This window comes from Pseudomonas sp. 50_B (assembly GCF_017491625.1).
Lineage (GTDB): Bacteria > Pseudomonadota > Gammaproteobacteria > Pseudomonadales > Pseudomonadaceae > Aquipseudomonas > Aquipseudomonas danubii.
Map to the genome: position 1 here is coordinate 515,517 of NZ_JAFGYX010000001.1, position 23,009 is coordinate 538,525.

Consider the following 23,009-nt stretch of genomic DNA (forward strand, 5'->3'; position numbering starts at 1 on the left):
CGGCTACAGCAGATGTTGAGCCAGGGCCTCGATCTGCTCCTGGCGCTCGGCCTGGCTCAGGCGCGCATGGGGATTGAGCGATGACCACTGCGGATGAGCCCGAGCCTTGCTCAAGGCTTCCGGCAACTTGCCCTCGCGCCAGCTCTTATCCTCCGGCGTGGCCAGGCGGATGCTGTCCATGGCCGCGTGTCCGCGCAGGTTCAGCGCCTGCACCAGCTGCCGCTGACGCAGGGCCAAGAGGCGCAGCACGCTGTCGTCCACGGTCAATTCGCGCTGGCCCTTGAGCTTGCCCAGCAGGCGACTGCCATAACTGCGTGCGGTCTGCAGCGCGCCGCCGGCAATGGCCCCGGCCAACGCCGCGGCGCCCAGGGTCAAGCCGCCCACCAGCAGATCCACGCCGGCCCCGGCCGCCGCGCCCGCGGCGATTCCGCCACCGACACGCACCCCCAGTTGCTTGAGGGTTTCCGGGTTGAACAGGTCGTCGCCCCAGCGCCCGTCCAGCAGCGGCAGATCGCTGGCCGAGGCGTCCTGAGGGCGGAAAGCGTAGAGCTTGAGCAGGGCTTCGACGCAGCGCTGTTCACGCTGGCGAATCGCCTGACGCAACTCACTGATGGCTTGCTGTTCCTGCTGAGTGTCGCTGGCTACGCTGCGGCGGCAGGCGGCGCAGTCCACCAGCAGTTCGGCAATCAGCCGTGCCGCACTTTGCTGGCGCACCAGACGTTGGGCCTGCTGGTCGTCGATCAGCCGTTGCAGGGCCGGGCGCGCATGCTCCAGCAGCAGGGACAGGCTTTCATACAGGCGCCGTTCGCCGTCTTGCGGTGGCGCCACGCTGTCGAACCGCACCAGGGCGTGCAGCCCCAGGCGGGCCAGGGCTTCGCGCCAATCGCCTTCACGCTGCTCGGCGCTGCTGACGAAGTTCAGCACCGGCAGCAGCGGCTTGCCGCAGCCGCTCAGCACTTCCAGCTCATCCCGGTACTTGGCCAGCACCGGTTCCCGGGCGTCGATCACATAGAGCCCGGCGTCCGAGGCCAGCAGCTGGCGCAGGACCTTGGCTTCCTGCTCGAAGCGTTGCCGAGCCTCACTGCCGTCGAGAAAGCGTGCCAGCCGGGCCGGGCCGTCCATGCGCTCGCCCGGGCGTTCCAGGCGCTCCAGATAGTCCAGCAGGGCGATGGCGTCTTCCAGGCCCGGGGTGTCGTAGAGCTCCAGCAGGGGTTGGCCATCCACCGACAGGCGGGCGCCCTCCACATGCCGGGTGGTGCTGGGGCGGTGGGAGACTTCGCCAAAGTCCACGTCCCGGGTCAGGGTGCGCAGCAGCGAGGTCTTGCCGACGTTGGTGTGGCCGACCACCGCCAGTTTCAGGGGCTTTTGGCGAACATCAGTCATGACCGGTCTCCAGCCAGTTGAGGGGCGCGCAATCGGCGAACGGCAGCTCCAGCTGCTGCAGGGCGGTGTGCCAATCCCCCAGGCGGTCGGCATCCAGGGCCTGGCCGGGCGGAGCTTGCAGCAGCCAGACCCGGGTGGCGCTGGCGCTGCGGGCCAGTTCGGCGATCAGCCCCAGGCTGCCGCGATCCGGCGAGCGTCGTGGATCACAGGCGATCACCAGGCGCGCCGGGGGAAAGCGGCTCATCTGCTCCAGCAGGCGGTTGCGCGACTCGCGGCTGTCGAGGATGCCGGCGTCCTTGACGCTGTCCGGCAGTTGCGGCGGCCAGGGGCGCTGGTCGTCCAGCTCGATGGCCACCAGCAGGGCGCCGCTGCTGTCCTGGGCGCTGACGCCGCCTTCGACGCGGTGCAACTGCTCGGGTGCGGAATCGTTGACCCCCAGGCGCTCGCTACTGGGCATCAGGCGCTCACGCAATTGGGCGTAGCCCGGCAGCTTGAGGTCCAGTTGCAGGCGGGCCTGTCCGCGTTTCCAGCGCCAGCGGCAGAACAGCATCAGCAGCAGGCGCGGCAGCACGCCGTAGATCATCACCAGCACCACCAGCCAGATGGCCCAGGACTGGCGGATCAGCTCGGTGTTGTAGACGTCCCGGGTGCTGGCCTGGATGCTCGCCACGCTCGGCGCGCCGAAGCCCAGGCTTCGGGGCATGGCACTGAGGGCGTTGGTAATGGCCACGAAGGCATCGCTGCCCAGCAGGGTGCTTTCCCAGACAAAGCTGTAGCGGTGGGTGGTCAGCAGCAACAGCAGCATGACCACGGCGCTGAACAGGGCCAGGCACCACAGGCCGTTGACCAGGGCGCCCAGGGCCCAGCGATTGAGCTTGCGCCGCTGCAGCAACAGCAACAGGGCCGGTGGCAACTGCGCGGCTTTGGCGTCGCGGGAGAACTTTTCACTCAGCCATAGCCACAGCCGGCCCAGGCTGGCGCTGTGCTCGCCGGCGAACAGCAGGCCGATCAGCCAGCTCAGCAGCAGGATCAGGTTCAGGCCCAGCAGGCTGCCCAGGGCCCAGAACACATTGACCGGTTGCTGGGTGTTGCCCAGGGCGCTGAAGGCCAGGCCGGCACCGCTGAGGACCGCCAATACTGCCAGCATCAGCAAGGCCAGGCGGGCGCCTTGCAGCCAGTGCAGCAAAGCGCTGTGCAGACCGTCGCGCTGGGCCAGCCACAGGGCTCGGGTCTGGATGCGGGTGGCCAGGTCGCCGCCCTGGTTGCGGGCCAGGCGGTTGGCTTCCTGATCGTCCAGTGGCCCGGCGTGCTGCTCGCGCAGGCGCACGGTTTCGGTCAGCCACAGTCGTTGCAGGGGAGTCAGTGCAGTCACGCGTCATTCCATCGCTTTAAAGTGCGCTGAGCATAACTGCTGCAGCGGCGGTCGGGTGAAGTTGCCAGGCTTGGGCCCTCTGGTATCCTCGCCGGCATGAAAAAATCTCTCCCTCTCAGCCTGATCGCGGCCCTCGGTGAAAACCGCGTGATCGGCGTCGACAACAGCATGCCCTGGCACTTGCCGGGGGATTTCAAATACTTCAAGGCCACGACCCTGGGCAAGCCGATCATCATGGGGCGCAAGACCTGGGACTCCCTGGGCCGGCCCTTGCCGGGGCGGTTGAATATCGTGGTCAGTCGTCAGACCGATCTGGTGCTCGAAGGTGCCGAGGTTTATCCGTCATTGGAGGCCGCGGTGGTCCGTGCCCAGGAGTGGGCCCTGGAGCAGGGGGCCGACGAGCTGATGCTGATAGGCGGCGCGCAGCTCTATAGCCAAGGCCTGGAGCAGGCCGATCGTCTGTATCTGACGCGGGTGGCCTTGAGCCCGGAAGGGGATGCCTGGTTTCCAGCGTTCGATCTGGACCAATGGCAGTTGGTGTCGGATGTGCCGAATCCGCCGGAAGGGGACAAGCCGGCGTACCGCTTCGAGGTGTGGGAGAAGCGTTAAGCGCTTCGCCGGCAAGTCGTCCCTCGTCGGGGGTGGCTTGCCGGCGAAGAGGTCAATCAAGCCTGAGCCAGTTCCGCGTGCTCATCGGCGTCCAGCAACGCCTTGTCGGTTTGCTGCATCACTTGGCTGGTGATGGCGCCGGCGGTCATCGAACCGCTGACGTTCAGCGCCGTGCGGCCCATGTCGATCAGCGGCTCCACGGAAATCAGCAACGCCACCAACGACACCGGCAAGCCCATGGCCGGTAGTACGATCAGTGCGGCGAAGGTCGCGCCACCGCCCACGCCGGCCACGCCCGCGGAACTCAAGGTCACGATTGCCACCAGGGTGGCGATCCACAGCGGGTCCAGCGGGTTGATGCCCACGGTGGGGGCAACCATCACCGCCAGCATGGCCGGGTACAGGCCGGCGCAACCGTTCTGGCCGATGGTGGCGCCGAACGAAGCGGCGAAGCTGGCGATGGACTGGGGAATGCCCAGGCGCCGGGTCTGGGCTTCGATGCTCAGGGGAATGCTGGCGGCGCTGGAGCGGCTGGTGAAGGCGAAGGTCAGCACCGGCCAGATCTTGCGGAAGAAGCGCAGCGGGTTGATCCCGGCCAGGGCCACCAGCAGGCCGTGGACCACGAACATCAGGCCCAGGCCGAGGTAGGACACCACCACGAAACTGCCGAGCTTGATGATGTCCTGCAGGTTGGAACCGGCCACCACCTTGGTCATCAGCGCCAGCACGCCGTACGGGGTCAGCTTCATCACCAGGCGCACCAGGCGCATTACCCAGGCTTGCAGGGTGTCGATGGCGTTGAGCACCTTCTGGCCCTTGTCGGCGTCATCCTTGAGCAGTTGCAGCGCCGCGACACCGAGGAAGGCGGCGAAGATCACCACGCTGATGATCGAGGTCGGCTTGGCCCGGGCCAGGTCGGCGAAAGGGTTCTGCGGGATGAACGACAGCAGCAGCTGCGGCACGTTGAGGTCGGCGACCTTGCCCGCGTAATCGCTCTGGATCACTTGCAGGCGGGCCATTTCCTGGGTGCCGGCCACCAGCCCTTCGGCCGTCAGGCCGAACAGGTTGGTCAGGCCGATGCCCACCAGCGCCGCGATGGCGGTGGTGAACAGCAGGGTGCCGATGGTCAGGAAGCTGATCTTGCCCAGGGACGAGGCGTTGTGCAGGCGGGCCACGGCGCTGAGGATCGAGGCGAACACCAGTGGGATCACGATCATCTGCAGCAACTGCACGTAGCCATTGCCCACCAGGTCGAACCAGCTGATGGAGGCCTTGAGCACCGGGTGGCCGGCGCCGTAGAGGCTGTGCAGGGCGATGCCGAAGACCACGCCCAGCACCAGGGCCAGCAGGACCTTCTTGGCCAGGCTCCAGGTGGTGTGGCGGGTTTGTGCCAGGCCCAGCAGCAGGGCCAGGAACACCAGCAGGTTGAGGATCAGCGGCAGATTCATTGGGGCTCCGATAAGACTTGTGTCAATCGCGGCTCAGGGCGATTGCGAACCGGCAAGCCTAACAGCTTGAAATCTATTGAATTAATAACGATATCGCATGGCAACTGTCGTTTTTGGAATAAGCGGCTGACGCTCAGGCGCATGTGGTTGGCGCTCTCGGGACGCAAGCGGTCGCGTGGAGACGGGAACTGTCACAGGGATTTGTTAGCGTCGAACCTTTCACTCAGGGAGAAACCGCAGATGAAGTTCGCGCCGAAATTTCTAGCCGTTGCACTCTGCCTGGGCCTTGCCGGCCAGGCCTTCGCTACCGAGTTGAAGCACTGGCCGCAGGAGCAGGCCAAGCAGCTGGACGCGATGATCGCGGCCAACGCCAACAAGGGTAACTTCGCGGTGTTCGACATGGACAACACCAGTTACCGCTACGATCTGGAAGAGTCCCTGCTGCCCTTCATGGAAAACAAGGGGCTGATCACCCGCGAGACCCTCGACCCGTCGCTGAAACTGATTCCGTTCAAGGACACCGCCGAGCACAAGGAAAGCCTGTTCAGCTACTACTACCGCCTGTGTGAAATCGACGACATGGTCTGCTACCCCTGGGTGGCGCAGGTGTTCTCCGGCTTCACCCTCAAGGAACTCAAGGGCTACGTCGACGAGCTGATGGCCTCCGGCAAGCCGGTGCCGAGCACCTATTACGACGGTGACGTGGTCAAGACCATCGAGGTCAACCCGCCCAAGGTCTTCACCGGCCAGACCGAGCTGTACAACAAACTGATGGAGAACGGCATCGAGGTCTATGTGATGACCGCCGCCTCCGAAGAGCTGGTGCGCATGGTCGCCTCCGATCCCAAGTACGGCTACAACGTCAAGCCGCAGAACGTGATTGGCGTGACCACCCTGCTCAAGGACCGCAAGACCGGCGCCCTGACCACCGCGCGCAAGCAGATCACCGACGGCAAGTACGACGAGAAAGCCAACCTTGGCCTGGAGCTGACGCCTTACCTGTGGACCCCGGCCACCTGGATGGCGGGCAAGCACGCGGCGATCCTGACCTACATCGACGAGTGGAAGAAACCGGTGCTGGTAGGTGGCGACACCCCGACCAGCGACGGCTACATGCTGTTCCATGATGTGGACGTGGCCAAGGGCGGCATCCACCTGTGGATCAACCGCAAGGACAAGTACATGACCCAGCTCAACGGCATGATGGCCAAGCACGCCGCGGCCCAGGCCAAGGAAGGGCTGCCGGTGACCGCCGACAAGAACTGGGTGATCGTCAAGCCCGAAGACATCCAGTAATCCTGCCCCTACACCGCCCCTCTGTAGGAGCCGGCTTGCCGGCGAACAGGCCTTTGGGTCTGGCGTCGCCCTCGTGGACGCTTTCGCTGGCAAGCCAGCTCCTACGGTAAACCGATCCGCCAAGCCGCTTTCATCCGTAGGAGCCGGCTTGCCGGCGAAGAGGTCCTTGGATCTGGCATCGCCCTTGTGGACGCTTTCGCTGGCAAGCCAGCTCCTGCAAGGGGCGCCTGTCGTTCGGTGCGGAGCCGGCGTCCGCTCCAGGCGGAGGATGTTTCAACTTGTGACTGCCAAACCCCCTCTGCCATAATCGCGCCCGTTTCCACTCCTCCTGCCTGCTCTCCCTGTGCCGGGTTTGTCCCCGTCTGCACGTAATGGACTACGTTGTGAGCTATCTCTCGATCGAATTCGGCCTCTGTTTCATCCTGTTCTTCATTCTTTATTGGGGGTTGGGCTTCAGCCTGCGCCTGCAGAACGGCCTGCTACTGGCCGCCAGCTACGCGATCCTCGCCAGCTTCAGCCTGAACTTCCTCTACATCCTGCTGGGCTATACGGCCCTGGTGTATCTGCTCGGCCTGTTGAGCCAGCGTTACCCCGGGCGGGGCTGGGTCAATGGCCTGATGTTGCTGCTGGTGCTCGGGGCCTTTTACCTGTTCAAGTATCAGGATTTCTTCACCAGCACGGTGCAGAACGCCTTCGCCCAGTTCGGTATGGAAGTGTCGTTGCCGCTGCTGGAGGTGCTGTTGCCGGTGGGGCTGTCGTTCTATGCCTTCCACTCGGTCAGCTACCTGGTGTCGATCAACCGTCGAGAGCTGACGCCGGGTTCGCCCTTCGACCTGGCGCTGTACCTGGCGTTTTTCCCCAGCCTGATTGCCGGTCCGGTGAACCGGGCGATCCCCATGCTGGAACAGATCAACCCGCCGCAGTTGCGTCAGGTGCTGGAGCCGCAGCGGGCCCTGGGCCTGATCGCCGTGGCGGTGGTCAAACTGTTCTTCCTCAGCTCGTGGCTGGCCAATGAATGGGTCGACCCGGTGTTCGACAGCCCGGTGGCCTTCTCGGCCGAGCAGATCCTGCGGGCGGTGTACGGCTATTCGTTCCTGATCTACTTCAACTTCAGCGGCTACACCGATCTGGTGACCGGTATCGCCCTGTTGCTGGGCTTCCGCCTGCCGTTGAACTTCAACTACCCCTATGCGGCGCGCAACCTCAAGGAGTTCTGGGGGCGCTGGCACATCAGCCTGTCGACCTTCATCCGTGACTACGTGTACATCCCCCTGGGGGGCAACCGTGGCCCGGTGTGGCGCGGCAACCTGAACATGCTGCTGGCGATGCTGATCTCCGGCCTGTGGCACGGCGCCAGCGCCAACTTCATTATCTGGGGCGCGCTGCACGGCGTTGGCCTGGCGCTGTACAAACTGTGCAGCCCGTTGCTGGCCCGGGGGCCGAGCTGGATCGGTTCGGATCTGATGGCTCGCCTGCTGACCTTCCACTACGTGGCTTTTGCCTGGATCTTCTTCCGCTGTGCGACCTTGTCCGACGCCATGGACATGCTCAGTGGCCTGGGTGGCCTGTCCTTCAGCGGGCTGGCCAGCAGCGCCTTGAGCCTGTTGGGCTGCCTGTTGTTCGTCGCCTTCTACCCACGGATCGTGGCGCTGCTGCAGCGCCTGTTCGCCGCTGCCACCGGCTTGCCATGGCTGTTGTATCCAGTGCCGCTGGGGCTGTTCATCTGCGTAGTCATCTTCGCCTCACCGTCGGGCGTGCCGGGGTTCATCTATGCCAGTTTCTAACCGTTCGCCCTTATCGGTCAGCCTCGGCAGCGCAGCCAAGGTGTTCTATGCCCTGGTGGTGACCAGCCTGTTACTGGTGTGGTTCAACCAGCAGTCGATCCGTCTCTACTGCCAGCAGAAGTACCACGATGACTGCGAGATCCCGGGGCTGTCGCAGAACCCGCAGTGGCGCTTTGGCGCGCAGCTCAACCAGGCCCTGGAAAATGCCCGGGTGGCCTTTGTCGGCAGCTTTGCCGCAACCGCCGACCTGAGCCTGGTGGCCCAGGCTGAAGCAGCCGCGGACGAAGAGCCTGCGCCGTTGCCGAAGGTCGCGGCGGCACCGGCGCCCGAGCACCCGCCGCTGAGTGCTGCTCACGCGGCACCGACCCATACGGCCACCCAGGCTCCTGTCCCGGCCCCGGTGCATCCGCAGCCAGTGGCCGTGGCTCCCGTGGTCAGCCATCCGCCTCAGGTCGAGCCGGGACGCACGGCGCCGCTGATGGCCAGCCTGGCCACGGGGGATGAGGTGTTCTTCGTCGGTGACTCCTTGATGCAGGGCGTGGCGCCGCACATGGCCAACACCTTGCGCAAACGCTACAACGTCAAGAGCCTGAACCTCAGCAAGCAGAGCACTGGCCTTGCCTACCCGAGCTTCTTCAACTGGCCCAAGACCGTTGAGAGCACCTTGGCCAGCAACCCCAACATCCGCCTGATGGTGATCTTCCTCGGTCCCAACGATCCGTGGGACATGCCGGTGGTCAAGGGCAAACCGTTCCTGCGCTTCAAGACCCCGGACTGGGAAGCAGCCTATCGCCAGCGCATCGATTCGATCCTCGACACCGCCCAGGCCCACAATGTGCAAGTGATCTGGGTCGGTCCGCCGAACATGGAGAAGCCCAAGCTGTCTACGGCCATGGCTTACCTGAGCGACCTGTACAAGAGCCAGATCGAGCGCTATCAGCAGCATTTCGTCTCGGCCAACGAGATTCTCGGCTACCAGAACGACGAGTTTTCCTATTACCGCACCACCGGCGATGGCAAGAAGGTCAAGACCCGGGTCGACGACGGTATTCATTTCACCACCACTGGGCAGAAGCTGATCGCTGAGCGTGTGATCTCGCTGATCAACTTTCCCAGTCAACAATTGACGGAGCACTGATATGGGGCGACTGCAAGGCATTGCGCTGTTGCTGGGCATTACCTTGCTGAGCAGTTGCAGCCCGACCACCGAGGTCCAGGCCACTCCGGCCTCGGCCCTGGCCCGGTCCGGGAGCGGAACCAAGAAAGTCGTGACCACCGGCACCGACCCGAACCTGGCACTGCTGGCGCGCAAGTTCAGCACCTCCAACCGCACCCCCATCAACATCGTGCAACTGGGTGACTCCCATACCGCCGCCGACCTGTTCAGCGGCGAGATGCGTCGCCTGTTGCAAGCGCAGTACGGCGATGGCGGCATTGGTTTCGTGGCGGCCACACCGGTGCCCGGCACCCGCTATGAACGGGTGATCCTCGGGGCGGCCAAGCGCCAGTGGTCCCTGGTATCGGCGCGCAACCAGCAGAGCAACCAGTTTCCCCTGGGCGGTTACCTGTCGCTACCGATGACCCCGGGGGCTCGGGTGCATATCGCCGAGCGCCAGCCGAGCAACCAGCAGTACCGCATTTCCGCGCTGTACCAGGCGTCCAGCAACAACACCCTGACCGCCCGGGACAACCTCAACAAAAGCAGCCGCATGCTGGCCGCCACCGGGGGCCAGTGGCGCTTCAGTCCGCCGTTCAACAATCTGACTCTGCCGCTGGACTTCAACGTGGCCAACAACCAGGGCCTGGCCCTGGGCGGCTGGAACATCCTCGGGCAGAAGAGCGCCGGGGTGATCTACTCCTCCCTGGGCATCAATGGCGCGCGCCTGGATGTGCTGGACAAGTGGCAGCCCGGCTGGCTGGAAACCCTCAAGGCCCTGCGCCCGGACATGGTGGTGCTGGCCTATGGCACCAACGAAGCCTTCGATGACGATCTGGATCTGCAGCTGTACCGCAGCCAGTTGCAGGAAAAGGTCAGGCTGCTGCGCAAGAACCTGCCTAAGGCCGTGATCCTGCTGGTGGGGCCGCCGGACTCCATCAAGCGCCGCAATGCCGGGAGTTGTGCGGCATCGCAGCCGCAGCCACTGCGGCAGATCGTGCAGATCCAGAAGGACGTGGCGAAGACCAGTCGCACCCTGTTCTGGGACTGGCAGGCGTTCATGGGCGGGGATTGCTCCATCAGCAAATGGCAGGGCAGCGACCTGGCGCGTAACGACCTGGTGCACCTGACCGCCGACGGCTACCGCAAGAGTGCCGATGGCCTGTACCGCTTCCTGCGCGGGCAGTTGGGCGAACGCATGCCCTGAGAACCCGGAACCGGCTCCTACGGTGGCGGCGCTAGCACCTCGAATGCTGCTGTGGGAGCTGGCTTGCCAGCGAAGGCGTCCGCAAGGGCGATGCAAGGCCAAAAAAATGCCCCGCACTTGGCGGGGCATTTTCATTTGCGGGCGACGATCACAGGCCGTCGAGCATGGCCTTGTTGCGTACCGCGCCCTTGTCGGCGCTGGTGGCCAGCAGGGCGTAAGCCTTCAGCGCGGTGGTCACTTTGCGTGGGCGAGCTTCCACGGGCTTCCAGCCTTTCTTGTCCTGTTCGACGCGGCGCGCCGCCAGTTCCTCATCGCTGACCAACAGGTTGATCGAACGGTTGGGAATGTCGATCAGTACCTTGTCGCCGTCCTGCACCAGGCCGATGGCGCCGCCGGCCGCCGCTTCTGGCGAGGCGTGGCCGATGGACAGGCCTGAAGTGCCGCCGGAGAAGCGGCCGTCGGTGAGCAGGGCGCAGGCTTTGCCCAGACCCTTGGACTTCAGGTAGGAGGTCGGATAGAGCATTTCCTGCATGCCCGGGCCGCCTTTCGGACCTTCGTAACGGATGATCACGATGTCGCCTTCTTTCACTTCGTCGGCGAGGATGCCGCGCACGGCGCTGTCCTGGCTTTCGAAGATCTTGGCGTTGCCTTCGAACACGTGGATCGACTCGTCGACACCGGCGGTCTTCACCACGCAGCCGTCCAGGGCAATGTTGCCGTAGAGCACGGCCAGGCCACCTTCTTTCGAGTAGGCATGCTCGACACTGCGGATGCAGCCATTTTCACGGTCGTCGTCGAGGCTGTCCCAACGGGTCGACTGGCTGAACGCGGTCTGGGTCGGGATGCCCGCCGGGCCGGCCTTGAAGAAGTGGTGCACGGCTTCGTCGCTGGTCTGGGTGATGTCCCACTGGGCGATGCCCTCGGCCAGGGTCTTGCTGTGCACGGTGGGCAGGTCGGTGTGCAGCAGCCCGCCACGGGCCAGTTCGCCGAGGATGCTGAAGATGCCGCCGGCGCGGTGCACGTCTTCCATGTGGTACTTCTGGATGTTCGGCGCCACTTTGCACAGCTGTGGCACGTGGCGCGAGAGGCGATCGATGTCGCGCAGGTCGAAGTCGATCTCGGCTTCCTGGGCGGCGGCCAGCAGGTGCAGGATGGTGTTGGTGGAACCGCCCATGGCGATGTCCAGGGTCATGGCGTTCTCGAACGCCTTGAAGTTGGCGATGTTGCGCGGCAGCACCGACTCGTCGTTGTCGCCGTAGTAACGCTGGCACAGCTCGACGATGGTGCGCCCGGCCCGCAGGAACAGCTCTTCGCGGTCGCTGTGGGTGGCCAGGGTCGAACCGTTGCCCGGCAGGGCCAGCCCCAGGGCTTCGGTCAGGCAGTTCATGGAGTTGGCGGTGAACATGCCGGAGCACGAACCGCAGGTCGGGCAGGCGCTGCGCTCGTACTCGGCAACCTTCTCGTCAGAAGCGCTGGAGTCGGCGGCGATGACCATGGCGTCCACCAGGTCCAGGCCGTGGCTGGCGAGCTTGGTCTTGCCGGCTTCCATCGGGCCGCCGGAGACGAAGATCACCGGGATGTTCAGGCGCAGGGCGGCCATCAGCATGCCGGGGGTGATCTTGTCGCAGTTGGAGATGCAGACGATGGCGTCGGCGCAGTGGGCGTTGACCATGTATTCCACGGAGTCGGCGATGATCTCGCGGCTCGGCAGGGAATACAGCATGCCGTCGTGGCCCATGGCGATGCCGTCGTCCACGGCGATGGTGTTGAATTCCTTGGCCACGCCACCGGCGCGTTCGATCTCACGGGCCACCAGCTGACCCAGGTCCTTCAGGTGCACGTGCCCCGGGACGAACTGGGTGAAGGAGTTGGCAATGGCGATGATCGGCTTCTTGAAGTCGGCATCTTTCATCCCCGTGGCGCGCCACAGGGCGCGAGCACCGGCCATGTTGCGGCCGTGGGTGGATGTTTTCGAGCGGTAATCAGGCATGGAGCACTCCGGGCGGCTAAATCAGGGAACAAATGGGGAGTGAGCTTCTATTGACCTTGGGAACACTCAGAAATGGCCGTGTGTCCGAAAGCTGCCGATGACGCCGCGGGATCGCCGCGCGCCTCAGCCTGAGCTCATAAACCCGCCGGGGGATGACTGGCGATGAATTCGCCGATTCTACACCGCTGGCGTCAGGAAGGAATGCCGTGGCCGCTCTGTGGCGTGCGATTGCCAGGATCTGAGAGGGAGGCTGCCCGTCTGGCCGCTCCTGGTTTAGACTCGCCGCCCCTCGATCACCTTCCAATGGAGCTGGAATGTCCGCGAACATGCGATCCCTGAGGTTCTACCTCGGCACGGGCCTGCTGCAAGGGCTGATGCTGATGTGGCTGGTGCTCTATAGCGACTGGCCCGGCAGCACCATGGCCGTGGTGGGCGCGGCCCTGCTGACGGGCGGCGGCTTCGTGCAGCTGCTGGCCGGGCAGCGGCGCCAGTGGCGCACCTGGAAGGCCGCACTGTTGCTGGCCTTTGCGGCGGCGGTCGTGGTGCAGGCCTGCAGTGAGTTGCCTTTCACCCGCGGGGTGATCTACAGCGTGGTGGCGCTCCTGCTGCTGATGACGCTGCTCAGCGCCACCTGGCTGCCGGGACGTGACGGTTTTAAACGACGGCTGTTGGGTGACGGAGCCTGGATGCTGGTGGCTCTTTGCGCTGCGTGGCTGGTGCAGGCGTTGTTCGATTTCTGGACCCGCGAGCACCATCTGGACCCCTTCAAGAGCGGGTTTTTGTCCTTGCGCTACTTCACTGGCCCGCCCTTGGCGTTTTCCTTCCTGCTGTATCTCAGGGATCTGTGTCGTCTGCGCGATCTTCAGACGCAAGCGCCCTGATAACGACGGTTGACCGGGCTGTTCAGGCCCTGGGCGGCAGCGCTCAGCAGCAGAATGACTACCGAGGTCTTTTTCGTGGTCGCGGGGGAGTGGCCCATGGTGTGGCGCTCTCGGTCCTTGAGAAGGTGCCGAGAATCGAACCATGGTCGTGCAAAGTCAATCGAGGGCGGTGGCCATTCCCGCGCTGGGCAGGAATGGCCGTCGGCCCGGGCTCAGCTGTTAGGCAGCAGGCGGCAGGTGATGCTCTTGATGTAGCGGGTTTCCGGGATGGCTGGGTGCACCGGGTGATCCGGGCCCTGGCCGCCGCGTTCCAGCAGTTGGATATTGCGGTCCAGGTGACGGGCACTGGTCAGCAGAATGTTCTGCAGGTCGTCCTCGGGCAGGTGCATCGAGCACGAGGCGCTGACCAGGATGCCGTCCTTGTTGAGCAGGCGCATGGCTTGCTCGTTCAGGCGGCGGTAGGCGCCTTCGCCGTTCTTCAGGTCTTTCTTGCGCTTGATGAAGGCGGGTGGGTCGGCAACGATCACGTCGAAGCGCTCTTCACTGGCTTTCAGTTCTTTCAGGGCTTCGAAGACGTCGCCTTCGATGCAGGTCATTTTTTCGGCGAAACCGTTCAGCGCGGCGTTGCGCTCCACGCCATCGAGGGCGAAGGCCGAGGCATCGACGCAGAACACTTCACTGGCGCCGAACGCCGCGGCTTGCACACCCCAGCCGCCGATGTAGCTGTACAGGTCCAGCACGCGCTTGCCCTTGGCGTACGGCGCCAGGCGGGCGCGGTTCATGCGGTGGTCGTAGAACCAGCCGGTTTTCTGGCCCTGGATCACCGGGGCTTCGAACTTGACGCCGTTCTCTTCCAGGGCAACCCATTCCGGCACCAGGCCGAACACGGTTTCGACGTAGCGGTTCAGGCCTTCGGCGTCACGGGCGGCGGAATCGTTCTTGAACAGGATGCCGCTGGGCTTGAGCACCTGGGTCAGGGCGGCAATCACGTCGTCCTTGTGGGTTTCCATGGTCGCCGAGGCGATCTGTACTACCAGGATGTCGCCAAAACGGTCGACCACCAGGCCCGGCAGCAGGTCGGAGTCGCCGTAGACCAGGCGGTAGAACGGTTTGTCGAACAGGCGCTCGCGCAGGGACAGGGCCACGTTCAGGCGGTGCACCAGCAGCGACTTGTCCAGGGCCAGCTTGGCGTCCCGGGACAGCAGGCGGGCGCAGATCAGGTTGTTCGGGCTCATGGCGACGACGCCCAGGGGCTTGCCGCCGGCGGCTTCCAGTACCGCCTGGTCGCCTGCTTTGAAGCCGTGCAGAGGGGTGGCGGCTACATCGATTTCGTTGCTGTAGACCCACAGGTGGCCGGCGCGCAGGCGGCGATCGGCGTTGGCTTTGAGGCGCAGGCTTGGCAGGGACATGACGTCGCTCCGGAAAAAAGGGCGCGATTATACCTTGCTGCGCAACTTCAGCGACGGCCAATGGACCTGCGGCTAAAGGCGCAGGGTAAAGTTCCTGTCCGTTCGCCCAACATTGGCTCGTTAGAGGTTAGAATCGCCGCCTCAGCCAGAGTGTGTACTTATGTCCCAAGAGCTATCAGCCGAACAGATTCAGCAGGCCCTGCAAGGCATCAGCGTGCCGCCTCAACCGCAAATCATGGTGGATTTGCAGATGGAGCAGTACATGCCCGACCCCGACCTGGAAGTGATTGCCAAGCTGATATCCCAGGACCCGGGCCTGTCCGGCGCGCTGCTGAAGATCGTCAATTCGCCGTATTACGGCTTGAGCAACAAGATCGCCTCGATCCAGCGCGCGGTGAATCTCTTGGGCAGCCGCTCGATCATCAACCTGATCAACGCGCAGTCGATCAAGGGCGAGATGAGCGATGAAACCATCGTCACCCTCAACCGCTTCTGGGACACCGCCCAGGATGTGGCCATGACCTGCCTGACCCTGGCCAAGCGCACCGGCTCCCAGGCGGTGGATGAAGCCTATGCCCTGGGGCTGTTCCACGACTGCGGCGTGCCGCTGATGCTCAAGCGTTTCCCCGACTACATGAGCGTGCTGGAAGAAGCCTATGGCAGTGCCGGGCCGGAGCAGCGGGTGGTGGACACGGAAAACCGTGCCTTCAACACCAACCACGCGGTGGTGGGGTACTACACCGCCAAGTCCTGGCGCTTGCCGGAGCATGTGACCAATGCCATCGCCAATCACCACAACGCCCTGGCGATCTTCAGCGACGAGTCCTCGCGCAACAGCCAGCTGAAGAACCTGCTGGCGATCCTGAAAATGGCCGAGCACATCTGCGCGTCCTACCGGGTGCTGGGCAACCAGGTGGAAGATCACGAGTGGAACAGCATTGGCCATCTGATTCTCGACTACGTCGGTCTGTCGGATTACGACTTCGAGAACCTCAAGGAAACCGTGCGCGAGCTGGGCGCACACTGATCCTTCATTTCGCAATGAGTGCCAGGGGCGGACATGCCTGAATTACCTGAAGTCGAAACCACCCGGCGCGGGATCGCACCGCACCTGGAAGGCCAGAAGGTCAGTCGGGTCATCGTCCGTGACCGGCGTTTGCGCTGGCCGATCCCCGAGGATCTGGATGTGCGCCTGTCCGGGCAGCGCATCGTCCAGGTGGATCGTCGGGCCAAGTACCTGCTGATCAATGCCGAGGTCGGCACCCTCATCAGTCATCTGGGCATGTCGGGCAATCTGCGCCTGGTGGAAATCGGCCTGCCGGCGGCCAAGCACGAACATGTGGATATCGAACTGGAGTCGGGCCTGGCCCTGCGCTACACCGACCCGCGCCGGTTTGGCGCCATGCTCTGGAGCCTGGACCCGCTGAACCACGAGCTGCTGGCGCGCCTGGGGCCGGAGCCGCTGACCGACCTGTTCGATGGTGAGCGCCTGTTCCAGTTATCCCGGGGACGCTCCATGGCGGTCAAACCGTTCATCATGGACAACGCGGTGGTAGTGGGGGTGGGCAATATCTATGCGACCGAGGCGCTGTTCGCCGCAGGCATCGATCCACGTCGTGAAGCCAAGGGCATTTCCCGGGCCCGCTATCTGCAACTGGCGATCGAGATCAAGCGCATCCTGGCGGCGGCCATCGAGCGGGGCGGCACCACCTTGCGCGACTTTATCGGCGGCGACGGCCAGCCTGGGTACTTCCAACAGGAGCTGTTCGTCTACGGACGTGGCGGGGAGCACTGCAAGGTCTGCGGCACGGGGCTGCGGGAGATCAAGCTGGGCCAGCGGGCCAGCGTCTATTGCCCACGTTGCCAGCGCTGAGAAGCTGCGCCGGCAAGCCGGCTCCTACGAACGCCGTAGGAGCCGGTTTGCCGGCGAAAATGCCCTGAAGGGCCGCTGAATTCCTCAAGCCTTGCCGGTGATCTTCCGGTACTTGGCCATCAACTCTTCTTCGGTTTCCGGACGCGCCTCGTCCAGCGGAATGCAATCCACCGGGCATACCTGTTGGCATTGCGGCTCGTCGTAGTGGCCGACGCACTGGGTGCACAGGTTCGGATCGATGACGTAGATCTCCTCGCCTTGGGAGATGGCCGCGTTGGGGCACTCGGGTTCGCAGACGTCGCAGTTGATGCAATCGTCGGTGATGATCAGGGACATGGGGGACTCCGGCCTGGGCGGCAGGCCCGGGCATGTAAAAACGAATGCGCGCAATTGTGCCGTATTGACGCCCGCAGTGCACGCGGGCGCGATGGCTGACGCCTGGCAAGGGCCCTCTGCGGGGCCGCACGGCTTATTTCTTGAAGCGCAGGGTCAGTGCATCGGCGACGGCCGGATGGACGAACTTGGTGATATCGCCACCCAGGGCAGCAATTTCACGAACCAGCGTCGAGGAAATGAACGAGTAGCGCTCCGACGGCGTCAGGAACAGGCTTTCCACGTCCGGCGCCAGTTGGCGGTTCATGTTGGCCAGCTGGAACTCGTATTCAAAGTCCGAAACTGCTCGCAGGCCCCGCAGAAAGACATTGGCGTTCTGCTCCTTGGCAAAGTGCGCCAGCAGGGTGGAGAAGCCGACGACTTCAACGTTGGGCAGGTGCTTGGTCACCTCTTGCGCCAGTTCCACGCGTTGTTCCAGGGGGAACAGCGGGTTTTTCTTGGGGCTGGCGGCAACGGCGATGATCACGTGGTCGAACAGCCGGGAGGCGCGCTCGACCAGATCGCCGTGGCCCTTGGTAATAGGGTCGAAGGTACCTGGGTACAACACTCGGTTCATCGCGTCGTCCTGGCGGGAATCCGTTGGGGAGTCGGATGGTATCGCAGCCTTCCCGGTCGGCCAAGTCGCCTTTTAGGGAAGAAAGCACTATAGACGACGAAAATACCCCGCTTTTTCACGCCGTTTTCAAGCGCTCCGCCAGGGCCGTGGCCAATTGCGCGGTCAGGCCGTAGACCGACAGCTGCGGGTTGGCACCGATGCTGGTGGGAAACAGCGAGCCGTCGTGGATCGACAGATTGCGCAGTTGATGGTGGCGCCCGAGGCTGTCGGCCACGGCGTTTTTCGGGTCTTCGCCCATGGCGCAGCCACCCATCACGTGGGCGCTGCCCAGGCGGGTGCGGTACAGCGTCAGGTCCAGGCCGTCGATCTGGGTGCGGACTTCATTCAGGGTCTTGGCGAAGCGGGCGTCGCTGTGCAGCGGCTTGACCGCCTTGGCGCCGCCGGCGAACTGGATCTCCGCCATGCTGTGGAAGGCCCGGCGCAGGCCGTCCCAGGCGTAGGGCGAGACCTGATAGTCGAGCACCGGGGTGCCGTCACCGCGCAGCTCGACGTTGCCGCCGGTGCTGTCGGGGTGGAAGCCGTCCCGCAGCAGGGCCAGCATGGCGTGGGTGTGGGGCAGTTGCTCCATGGACAACCCGCTCTGCGGCCCGAAACCACCTAGCAGGGTGCTGGCCAGGGCCGGTTGCAGGGGTGGCACTTCAAGTTTGTAGGACATCTTGCCGGTGGTGCCGTCCTGCCACTGGAAATGGTCGGAGTAGATCGATTGCGGCGCGCCGTAGAACGGGTTGATCACCTCGTCGAACTGGCCGGCGGAGAAGTTCACCAGGTGCAGGAAGGTGCGTTTGCCCAGGCGCGAATGCGGGTCCGGGGCATCGGAGCGCAGCAGCAGGGCGGGGCTGTTGATGCCGCCACCAGCCAGCACGTAGTGCCTGGCCTTGACCGTGATGGTGCGCCCGGTGGGGGCGACGCAGCGGGCGTCCATGGCCTGGCATTGCAGGCCGCTGACCTTGTCATCCTTGATCAACAGGCGTTCGGCCCGGGCCAGGTACAGCAGCTCACCGCCTTTCTCCAGGGTTGCCGGAATGGTGGTCACCAGCATCGATTGCTTGGCATTGGTGGGGCAGCCCAGGCCGCAATAGCCCAGGTTCCAGCAGCCACGGACGTTGCGCGGAATCACGTGCCAGCTGTAGCCCAGGGCTTCGCAGCCCTTGCGGATCACGTCGTTGTTGGCGTTGGGCGGCATGACCCAGGGCGCCACCCCCAGGCGCTGCTCCATTTTCTCGAACCAGGGCGCCATCTCCGCCGAGCTGTGGCCCACTACCCCGTGTTCCCTGGCCCAGTGTTCCAGGGTCGGGTCGGGAGTGCGGAAGCTCGATGTCCAGTTGATCAGGGTGGTGCCGCCCACGGCGCGGCCCTGGAGGATGGTGATGGCGCCGTCCTTGCTCATGCGCCCGATGCCTTCCTGATAGAGGCTGGTGTAGGCCTGGTCCTCCAGCATCTTGAAGTCGTCGCTGGTCTTGAGCGGGCCTTCCTCGATCAGCAGCACCTTGTAGCCGGCGGCGCTGAGGATTTCGGCGGTGGTGCCGCCACCGGCGCCGCTGCCGATGATGGCGACATCGGCTTCCAGGGTCAGGTCCTGCTCCAGCTGCGAGCCGTTGTAGGTTTTCCAGCCACGGTTCAGGCCTTCGCGGAACAGATCAGGTACAGGCATATCGAACGCTCTCTTATTATTGAAGGCTCGGCGCGGATCCACTGTAGCCGCTGCTGAGCCTGCGAAGCTGCGAAAAGGCCCGCAGGGCCTTGCTTGACGATCCCCAGCCGCTGCCCCATCGCCCCACGAACCTAAGCGCTCGTGCGCAGCCTGTGGCAGCGACTACAAAGGCCGGTCAGACCTTCGGTGGCCCGGGATAACCGCAATGGGCCCAGGACTCAGGGCGGGTGTACCAGGCCATCATCACCAGTTGCAGCAACGAGGCATGGCCCATGCGCAGCAGGGCCAGGAAGCTGTTTTCCCAGCGGCTGAGGAAGTTGCGGATGGCCTCGGCGCTGGCGTTTTCCCAACTGCCCCAGATCCCCGTCAGCGGGCCGCGGGTGACCGCCATGCCCAGCACATCGAACAACTGCTGGGTGAGCTTGAACATTTCCGGCGATAGGTGATTGAGGGCGTTGTCCAGGTTGGCCAGGGTGCCGTCGATGGCGGCGGGCATCTTGTCCGCCGCCACGGCGCCTTCAAGCATCACCGGGATCAGCGCCCGCAAAAACGGCAGGTCATTGCTGCGCAGCATGGCGAAGCCGCTGGCGGGCGTGCTGGCAGAGCAACCGCTGAGGCTTGCGCCCAGTCCCGCGGTGGCCAGGAAGGCGCTGGCGCAAAGGCTGATTTTCAGCAATCCGCGCCGTGACAGCGCGGGTGTTTCAGACAGGCTAGGGGTCATTGTTGTTATTACCCGGCGATGTACTGGTTAACGAATGAACAGCTTCTGGATGAGTTTCTGGATCGATTTTCCATAAGGTGGGTAGATCAGGCGCGCCGCGTTGAAGCGCTGCTTGATGAACACTCCCTTGGCCTTGCTGAAGGTCAGGAAGCCTTCATGCCCGTGGTAGTGGCCCATGCCGGAGGGGCCGACACCACCAAACGGCAGGTCATCCTGGGCCACATGCAGCAGGGTGTCGTTGAGGCACACGCCGCCGGAGTGGGTTTCGTTGAGCACCCGCTGCTGTTCGGACTTGTCGTAGCCGAAGTAGTACAGGGCCAGGGGGCGCGGACGCTGGGTGATATAGGCGAGGGCCTGGTCCAGGGTCTTGTAGGGCACGATGGGCAGGATCGGACCGAAGATCTCGTCCTGCATCACGGTCATGTCGTCGGTGACATTCAAGAGCAGGCTATGGCCCAGGCGCCGCTCCTGGCTCTGTTCGAACAGCGGCACCAACAGCGCGCCCTTGCTGGTGGCGTCGCTCAGGTAGCCGTTGAGCCGGGTCAACTGGCGCTGGTTGATGATCGCGGTGTAGTCGGGGTTGTCCGCCAGGGTCGGGAAGAAACCACGCACCACCTGGCGATAGGCTTCGACAAAGGCACCGATGCGTTCTTCCGGCACCAGCACGTAGTCCGGGGCGACGCAGGTCTGCCCGGCGTTCAGGGTCTTGCCGAAGGCGATACGTTCGGCGGCGTCCTTGAGGGGCACGGTGTGGGACACGATGGCCGGGGACTTGCCGCCCAGCTCCAGGGTCACCGGGGTCAGGTTTTCCGCGGCGGCGCGCATCACATGCTTGCCGATGCTGGTGGCGCCGGTGAACAGCAGATGATCGAAACGCAGCTTGGAGAACGCCATGCCCACTTCGGCTTCGCCCAGCACCACGCACACCAGATCCTCGGGGAACACCCGGGCCAGCAACTGTTTGAGCAACTGGCCGGTGGCCGGGGTGGATTCACTGAGCTTGAGCATCACTCGGTTGCCGGCGGCCAGGGCCCCCACCAACGGGCCCATGCACAGGTACAGCGGGTAGTTCCACGGCACGATGACGCCCACCACCCCCAGCGGCTGATAAACCACCTTGGCCGAGGCTGGCTGGAAGGCCAGGCCGACGGCGCGACGAGACGGCTTCATCCATTTTTTCAGGTGCTTGCTGGCGTAGTGAATGCCATGCAGGCTGGGCATCAGCTCGGCCAGCAGGGTTTCATCGGCGCTGCGGTTGCTGAAGTCCTGGCTGATGGCATCGATCAGCGCCTGGCGTTCGGTGTCGAGCAGGTTCTGCAGTGATTTGAGCCATTGTTGGCGTTGTGCGGCCGGTGGCATGGGATTGGCGGCGAAGGCCCGGCGCTGGGCTTCGAACAGCGCATGCAGCTCGTCCTGTTGCTGAAGGGAATCCTGCAGGTAAGCGATTTCGGCAGACATGGACGGGCTCCGGTTTTTATAGGGTGGCTAGTTTTTTAGAGCTTATGCTCTAAATTGTCAAATACCATCCGGTGCCGGTCGCGATTTATCCACAGGGGGATAGAACGTAAGATGCACCCCAGCCTTCTGATTAAAGCCCACGCCCATGGCCCCACGTATAAAAACCCGCGAGCGCATCGTTCAGTTCAGTCTTGAGCTGTTTAACCAACAGGGCGAGCGCAACGTCAGTACCAACCATATTGCTGCGCACATGGAGATTTCTCCGGGCAACCTGTACTACCACTTCCCCAACAAGCAGGCGATCATCGCCGTGTTGTTCGCCGAGTACGAGAGTCTGGTGGACAGCTTCCTGCGCCCGCCCCCCGGGCGTGCGGTTACCGTCGAAGACAAGCGCTATTACCTGCAGGCGCTGCTGGCGGCCATGTGGCGCTACCGCTTCCTGCACCGCGACCTGGAGCACCTGCTGGACAGCGACGCCGAACTGGCGGCTCGCTACCGGCGCTTCTCCCAGCGCTGCCTGATCCAGGGCATGGCCATCTACGGACGTTTCGTCGAGGCCGGGATCGTCGCCATGGACAAGGTGCAGATCGAATCCCTGACCCTCAATGCCTGGATCATCCTCACCTCCTGGGTGCGTTTTCTGTGCACCACCCGGGAGAACTCCACCCACCTGAGCGAGGAAGCCATCAAGCGCGGCGTCTATCAGGTGCTGGTGCTGGAAGCCGGTTTTGTCACCGAGCAGGCCCGGGAAGCGGTCAACGGCCTGTTCGAAGAGTTTTACGTGCCGCTGGCCCAAGCCCTGGAAGAAGTGCAGTAGGATCAATCTCCGACTTACTCACAGGAGCCCGCTATGCCCCTCGCGCAGTTGATCAGCCCGCTTGCCCTGGACCAGAAAAAACAACAGCCCGGCCTGGTGATTCTGGATTGTCGCTTTGCTCTGGAAGACCCGGATTACGGCCAGCGCAGTTACGCCGACGGGCATATCGCCGGGGCCCATTTCGCCGATCTGAACCGGGATCTGAGCGCGCCGGTGATCAAGGGCGTGACCGGCCGGCATCCGTTGCCGGAACCGGCGCAACTGGTGGCCCGCCTGCAGGCCTGGGGCATCGATAACGACAGCGAGATCGTGCTCTATGACGACGGCCCCGGTGCCTACGCTGCCCGCGCCTGGTGGTTGCTGGCCTGGTTGGGCAAGCGTGATGGCGTGTTCATTCTCGATGGCGGCCTCAAAGCCTGGCACGCCGCGGGCCTGCCCCTGAGCCTGGATGCACCGCAAACCGTGCCGGGCCGGTTCGCCGGCCAGCCCGACCACAGTCTGCTACTGGATGCCGAGCACTTGCGCCAGCGCCTGGGCCAGGCGGACCTGACCCTGCTGGATGCCCGTGGCCTGCCGCGTTTTCGTGGTGAGGTGGAGCCCATCGATCCGGTGGCCGGGCATATTCCCGGTGCCCAATGCGCGGCATTCACCGACAACCTGGGCGAGGACGGGCGCTTCCTTGCGGCCGACCGACTCAAGCAGCGATTCGCGCAAAAGCTCGCCGGACGCTCCCCGGAGCAGTTGGTGGCTTACTGCGGCTCTGGCGTCACCGCTTGCCACAACCTGTTCGCCTTGTGCCTGGCCGGCTACCCGCTGGGGCGCCTGTATGCCGGTTCGTGGAGCGAATGGATCACCGATGCCCAGCGGCCTGTCGCCACCGGCGATTGACGGGCTGCCCCCGTCGGCCTCTTCGCTGGCAAGCCAGCTCCTGCGGCCCGCAGGCCC

At 64.2% G+C, this 23,009-nt stretch carries 20 protein-coding genes; 10 read left to right on the forward strand and 10 right to left on the reverse strand.

The genetic code is table 11. From position 1 onward, the window contains the following. Positions 1-3 precede the first annotated feature (3 nt). Both J5M73_RS02465 and J5M73_RS02470 read right to left on the reverse strand, forming a co-directional pair. Positions 4-1,383 (reverse strand): GTPase/DUF3482 domain-containing protein, encoded by a 1,380-nt coding sequence (locus J5M73_RS02465; protein ID WP_207814977.1) that lies wholly within the window; start codon positions 1,381-1,383, stop codon positions 4-6. Next, positions 1,376-2,755 (reverse strand): DUF2868 domain-containing protein, encoded by a 1,380-nt coding sequence (locus J5M73_RS02470; protein ID WP_207814978.1) that lies wholly within the window; start codon positions 2,753-2,755, stop codon positions 1,376-1,378. Before J5M73_RS02470 ends, J5M73_RS02465 begins: the two co-directional genes overlap by 8 nt. A gap of 96 nt (positions 2,756-2,851) precedes the next feature. Between J5M73_RS02470 and J5M73_RS02475 the strand changes: the two genes are divergently transcribed. After that, the gene (locus tag J5M73_RS02475; protein WP_115581153.1) at positions 2,852-3,364 is read left to right on the forward strand and encodes a dihydrofolate reductase; all 513 of its coding nucleotides are present in this window, start codon (positions 2,852-2,854) and stop codon (positions 3,362-3,364) included. A 56-nt stretch (positions 3,365-3,420) separates the two neighbouring features. Here the strand turns inward: J5M73_RS02475 and J5M73_RS02480 are convergent, their stop codons facing one another. Further along, on the reverse strand, positions 3,421-4,812 hold the full coding sequence (locus tag J5M73_RS02480) for an L-cystine transporter (protein ID WP_102881188.1): 1,392 nt from the start codon (positions 4,810-4,812) through the stop codon (positions 3,421-3,423). A 240-nt stretch (positions 4,813-5,052) separates the two neighbouring features. On the opposite strand from J5M73_RS02480, the gene J5M73_RS02485 reads away from it, so the two are divergent. The 4 genes from J5M73_RS02485 (at position 5,053) to J5M73_RS02500 (ending at position 10,255) form a co-directional block, all read left to right on the forward strand. After that, positions 5,053-6,108 carry a phosphorylcholine phosphatase gene (locus J5M73_RS02485; protein WP_102862110.1) on the forward strand — a complete coding sequence of 352 codons (1,056 nt, stop codon included), beginning with the start codon at positions 5,053-5,055 and terminating at the stop codon, positions 6,106-6,108. Between the two features lie 383 nt (positions 6,109-6,491). Continuing rightward, positions 6,492-7,892 (forward strand): MBOAT family O-acyltransferase, encoded by a 1,401-nt coding sequence (locus J5M73_RS02490; RefSeq protein ID WP_240322051.1) that lies wholly within the window; start codon positions 6,492-6,494, stop codon positions 7,890-7,892. Further along, on the forward strand, positions 7,879-9,030 hold the full coding sequence (locus tag J5M73_RS02495) for an SGNH family hydrolase (protein ID WP_115581152.1): 1,152 nt from the start codon (positions 7,879-7,881) through the stop codon (positions 9,028-9,030). The genes J5M73_RS02490 and J5M73_RS02495 overlap by 14 nt, the downstream gene beginning before the upstream one ends. A 1-nt stretch (position 9,031) precedes the next feature. Then, entirely contained in the window at positions 9,032-10,255 is a 1,224-nt protein-coding gene (locus tag J5M73_RS02500) for an SGNH/GDSL hydrolase family protein (protein ID WP_207814979.1), read from the forward strand. 148 nt (positions 10,256-10,403) lie between these two features. On the opposite strand, the gene ilvD is transcribed toward J5M73_RS02500, so the two are convergent. Continuing rightward, positions 10,404-12,245, reverse strand: coding sequence for a dihydroxy-acid dehydratase (gene ilvD / locus J5M73_RS02505; RefSeq protein ID WP_102862106.1), 1,842 nt, complete (start codon positions 12,243-12,245; stop codon positions 10,404-10,406). A 314-nt stretch (positions 12,246-12,559) separates the two neighbouring features. On the opposite strand from ilvD, the gene J5M73_RS02510 reads away from it, so the two are divergent. Further along, positions 12,560-13,126, forward strand: coding sequence for a hypothetical protein (locus J5M73_RS02510; protein WP_102862105.1), 567 nt, complete (start codon positions 12,560-12,562; stop codon positions 13,124-13,126). A gap of 212 nt (positions 13,127-13,338) precedes the next feature. On the opposite strand, the gene J5M73_RS02515 is transcribed toward J5M73_RS02510, so the two are convergent. Further along, the gene (locus J5M73_RS02515) at positions 13,339-14,535 is read right to left on the reverse strand and encodes a class I SAM-dependent rRNA methyltransferase (RefSeq protein ID WP_102862104.1); all 1,197 of its coding nucleotides are present in this window, start codon (positions 14,533-14,535) and stop codon (positions 13,339-13,341) included. A gap of 214 nt (positions 14,536-14,749) precedes the next feature. Here J5M73_RS02515 and J5M73_RS02520 point away from each other — a divergent pair, with 214 nt between their 5' ends. Further along, entirely contained in the window at positions 14,750-15,562 is an 813-nt protein-coding gene (locus J5M73_RS02520) for an HDOD domain-containing protein (RefSeq protein ID WP_162884160.1), read from the forward strand. Positions 15,563-15,595: 33 nt separating this feature from the next. Next, positions 15,596-16,408: a bifunctional DNA-formamidopyrimidine glycosylase/DNA-(apurinic or apyrimidinic site) lyase gene (mutM, locus tag J5M73_RS02525; protein WP_102862102.1), complete on the forward strand. Its 813-nt coding sequence runs from the start codon at positions 15,596-15,598 to the stop codon at positions 16,406-16,408. Between the two features lie 84 nt (positions 16,409-16,492). On the opposite strand, the gene J5M73_RS02530 is transcribed toward mutM, so the two are convergent. The 5 genes from J5M73_RS02530 to J5M73_RS02550 form a co-directional block, all read right to left on the reverse strand. Further along, complete coding sequence (locus tag J5M73_RS02530) at positions 16,493-16,744, reverse strand: YfhL family 4Fe-4S dicluster ferredoxin (protein ID WP_011064042.1); 252 nt, start codon at positions 16,742-16,744, stop codon at positions 16,493-16,495. A 133-nt stretch (positions 16,745-16,877) separates the two neighbouring features. After that, positions 16,878-17,357, reverse strand: a complete 480-nt coding sequence (gene coaD, locus J5M73_RS02535; RefSeq protein WP_003195136.1) for a pantetheine-phosphate adenylyltransferase — start codon at positions 17,355-17,357, stop codon at positions 16,878-16,880. A gap of 115 nt (positions 17,358-17,472) precedes the next feature. Continuing rightward, positions 17,473-19,068: a GMC family oxidoreductase gene (locus tag J5M73_RS02540; RefSeq protein ID WP_102862101.1), complete on the reverse strand. Its 1,596-nt coding sequence runs from the start codon at positions 19,066-19,068 to the stop codon at positions 17,473-17,475. A 175-nt stretch (positions 19,069-19,243) separates the two neighbouring features. Beyond that, positions 19,244-19,789, reverse strand: coding sequence for a twin-arginine translocation pathway signal protein (locus J5M73_RS02545; protein ID WP_102862100.1), 546 nt, complete (start codon positions 19,787-19,789; stop codon positions 19,244-19,246). A gap of 27 nt (positions 19,790-19,816) precedes the next feature. Then, positions 19,817-21,247: a coniferyl aldehyde dehydrogenase gene (locus J5M73_RS02550; RefSeq protein ID WP_102862099.1), complete on the reverse strand. Its 1,431-nt coding sequence runs from the start codon at positions 21,245-21,247 to the stop codon at positions 19,817-19,819. 145 nt (positions 21,248-21,392) lie between these two features. Between J5M73_RS02550 and J5M73_RS02555 the strand changes: the two genes are divergently transcribed. Both J5M73_RS02555 and J5M73_RS02560 read left to right on the forward strand, forming a co-directional pair. After that, positions 21,393-22,064 carry a TetR/AcrR family transcriptional regulator gene (locus J5M73_RS02555; protein WP_102862098.1) on the forward strand — a complete coding sequence of 224 codons (672 nt, stop codon included), beginning with the start codon at positions 21,393-21,395 and terminating at the stop codon, positions 22,062-22,064. A 33-nt stretch (positions 22,065-22,097) separates the two neighbouring features. Then, positions 22,098-22,952, forward strand: coding sequence for a sulfurtransferase (locus tag J5M73_RS02560; protein ID WP_102862097.1), 855 nt, complete (start codon positions 22,098-22,100; stop codon positions 22,950-22,952). The last annotated feature ends 57 nt before the right edge of the window (positions 22,953-23,009 follow it).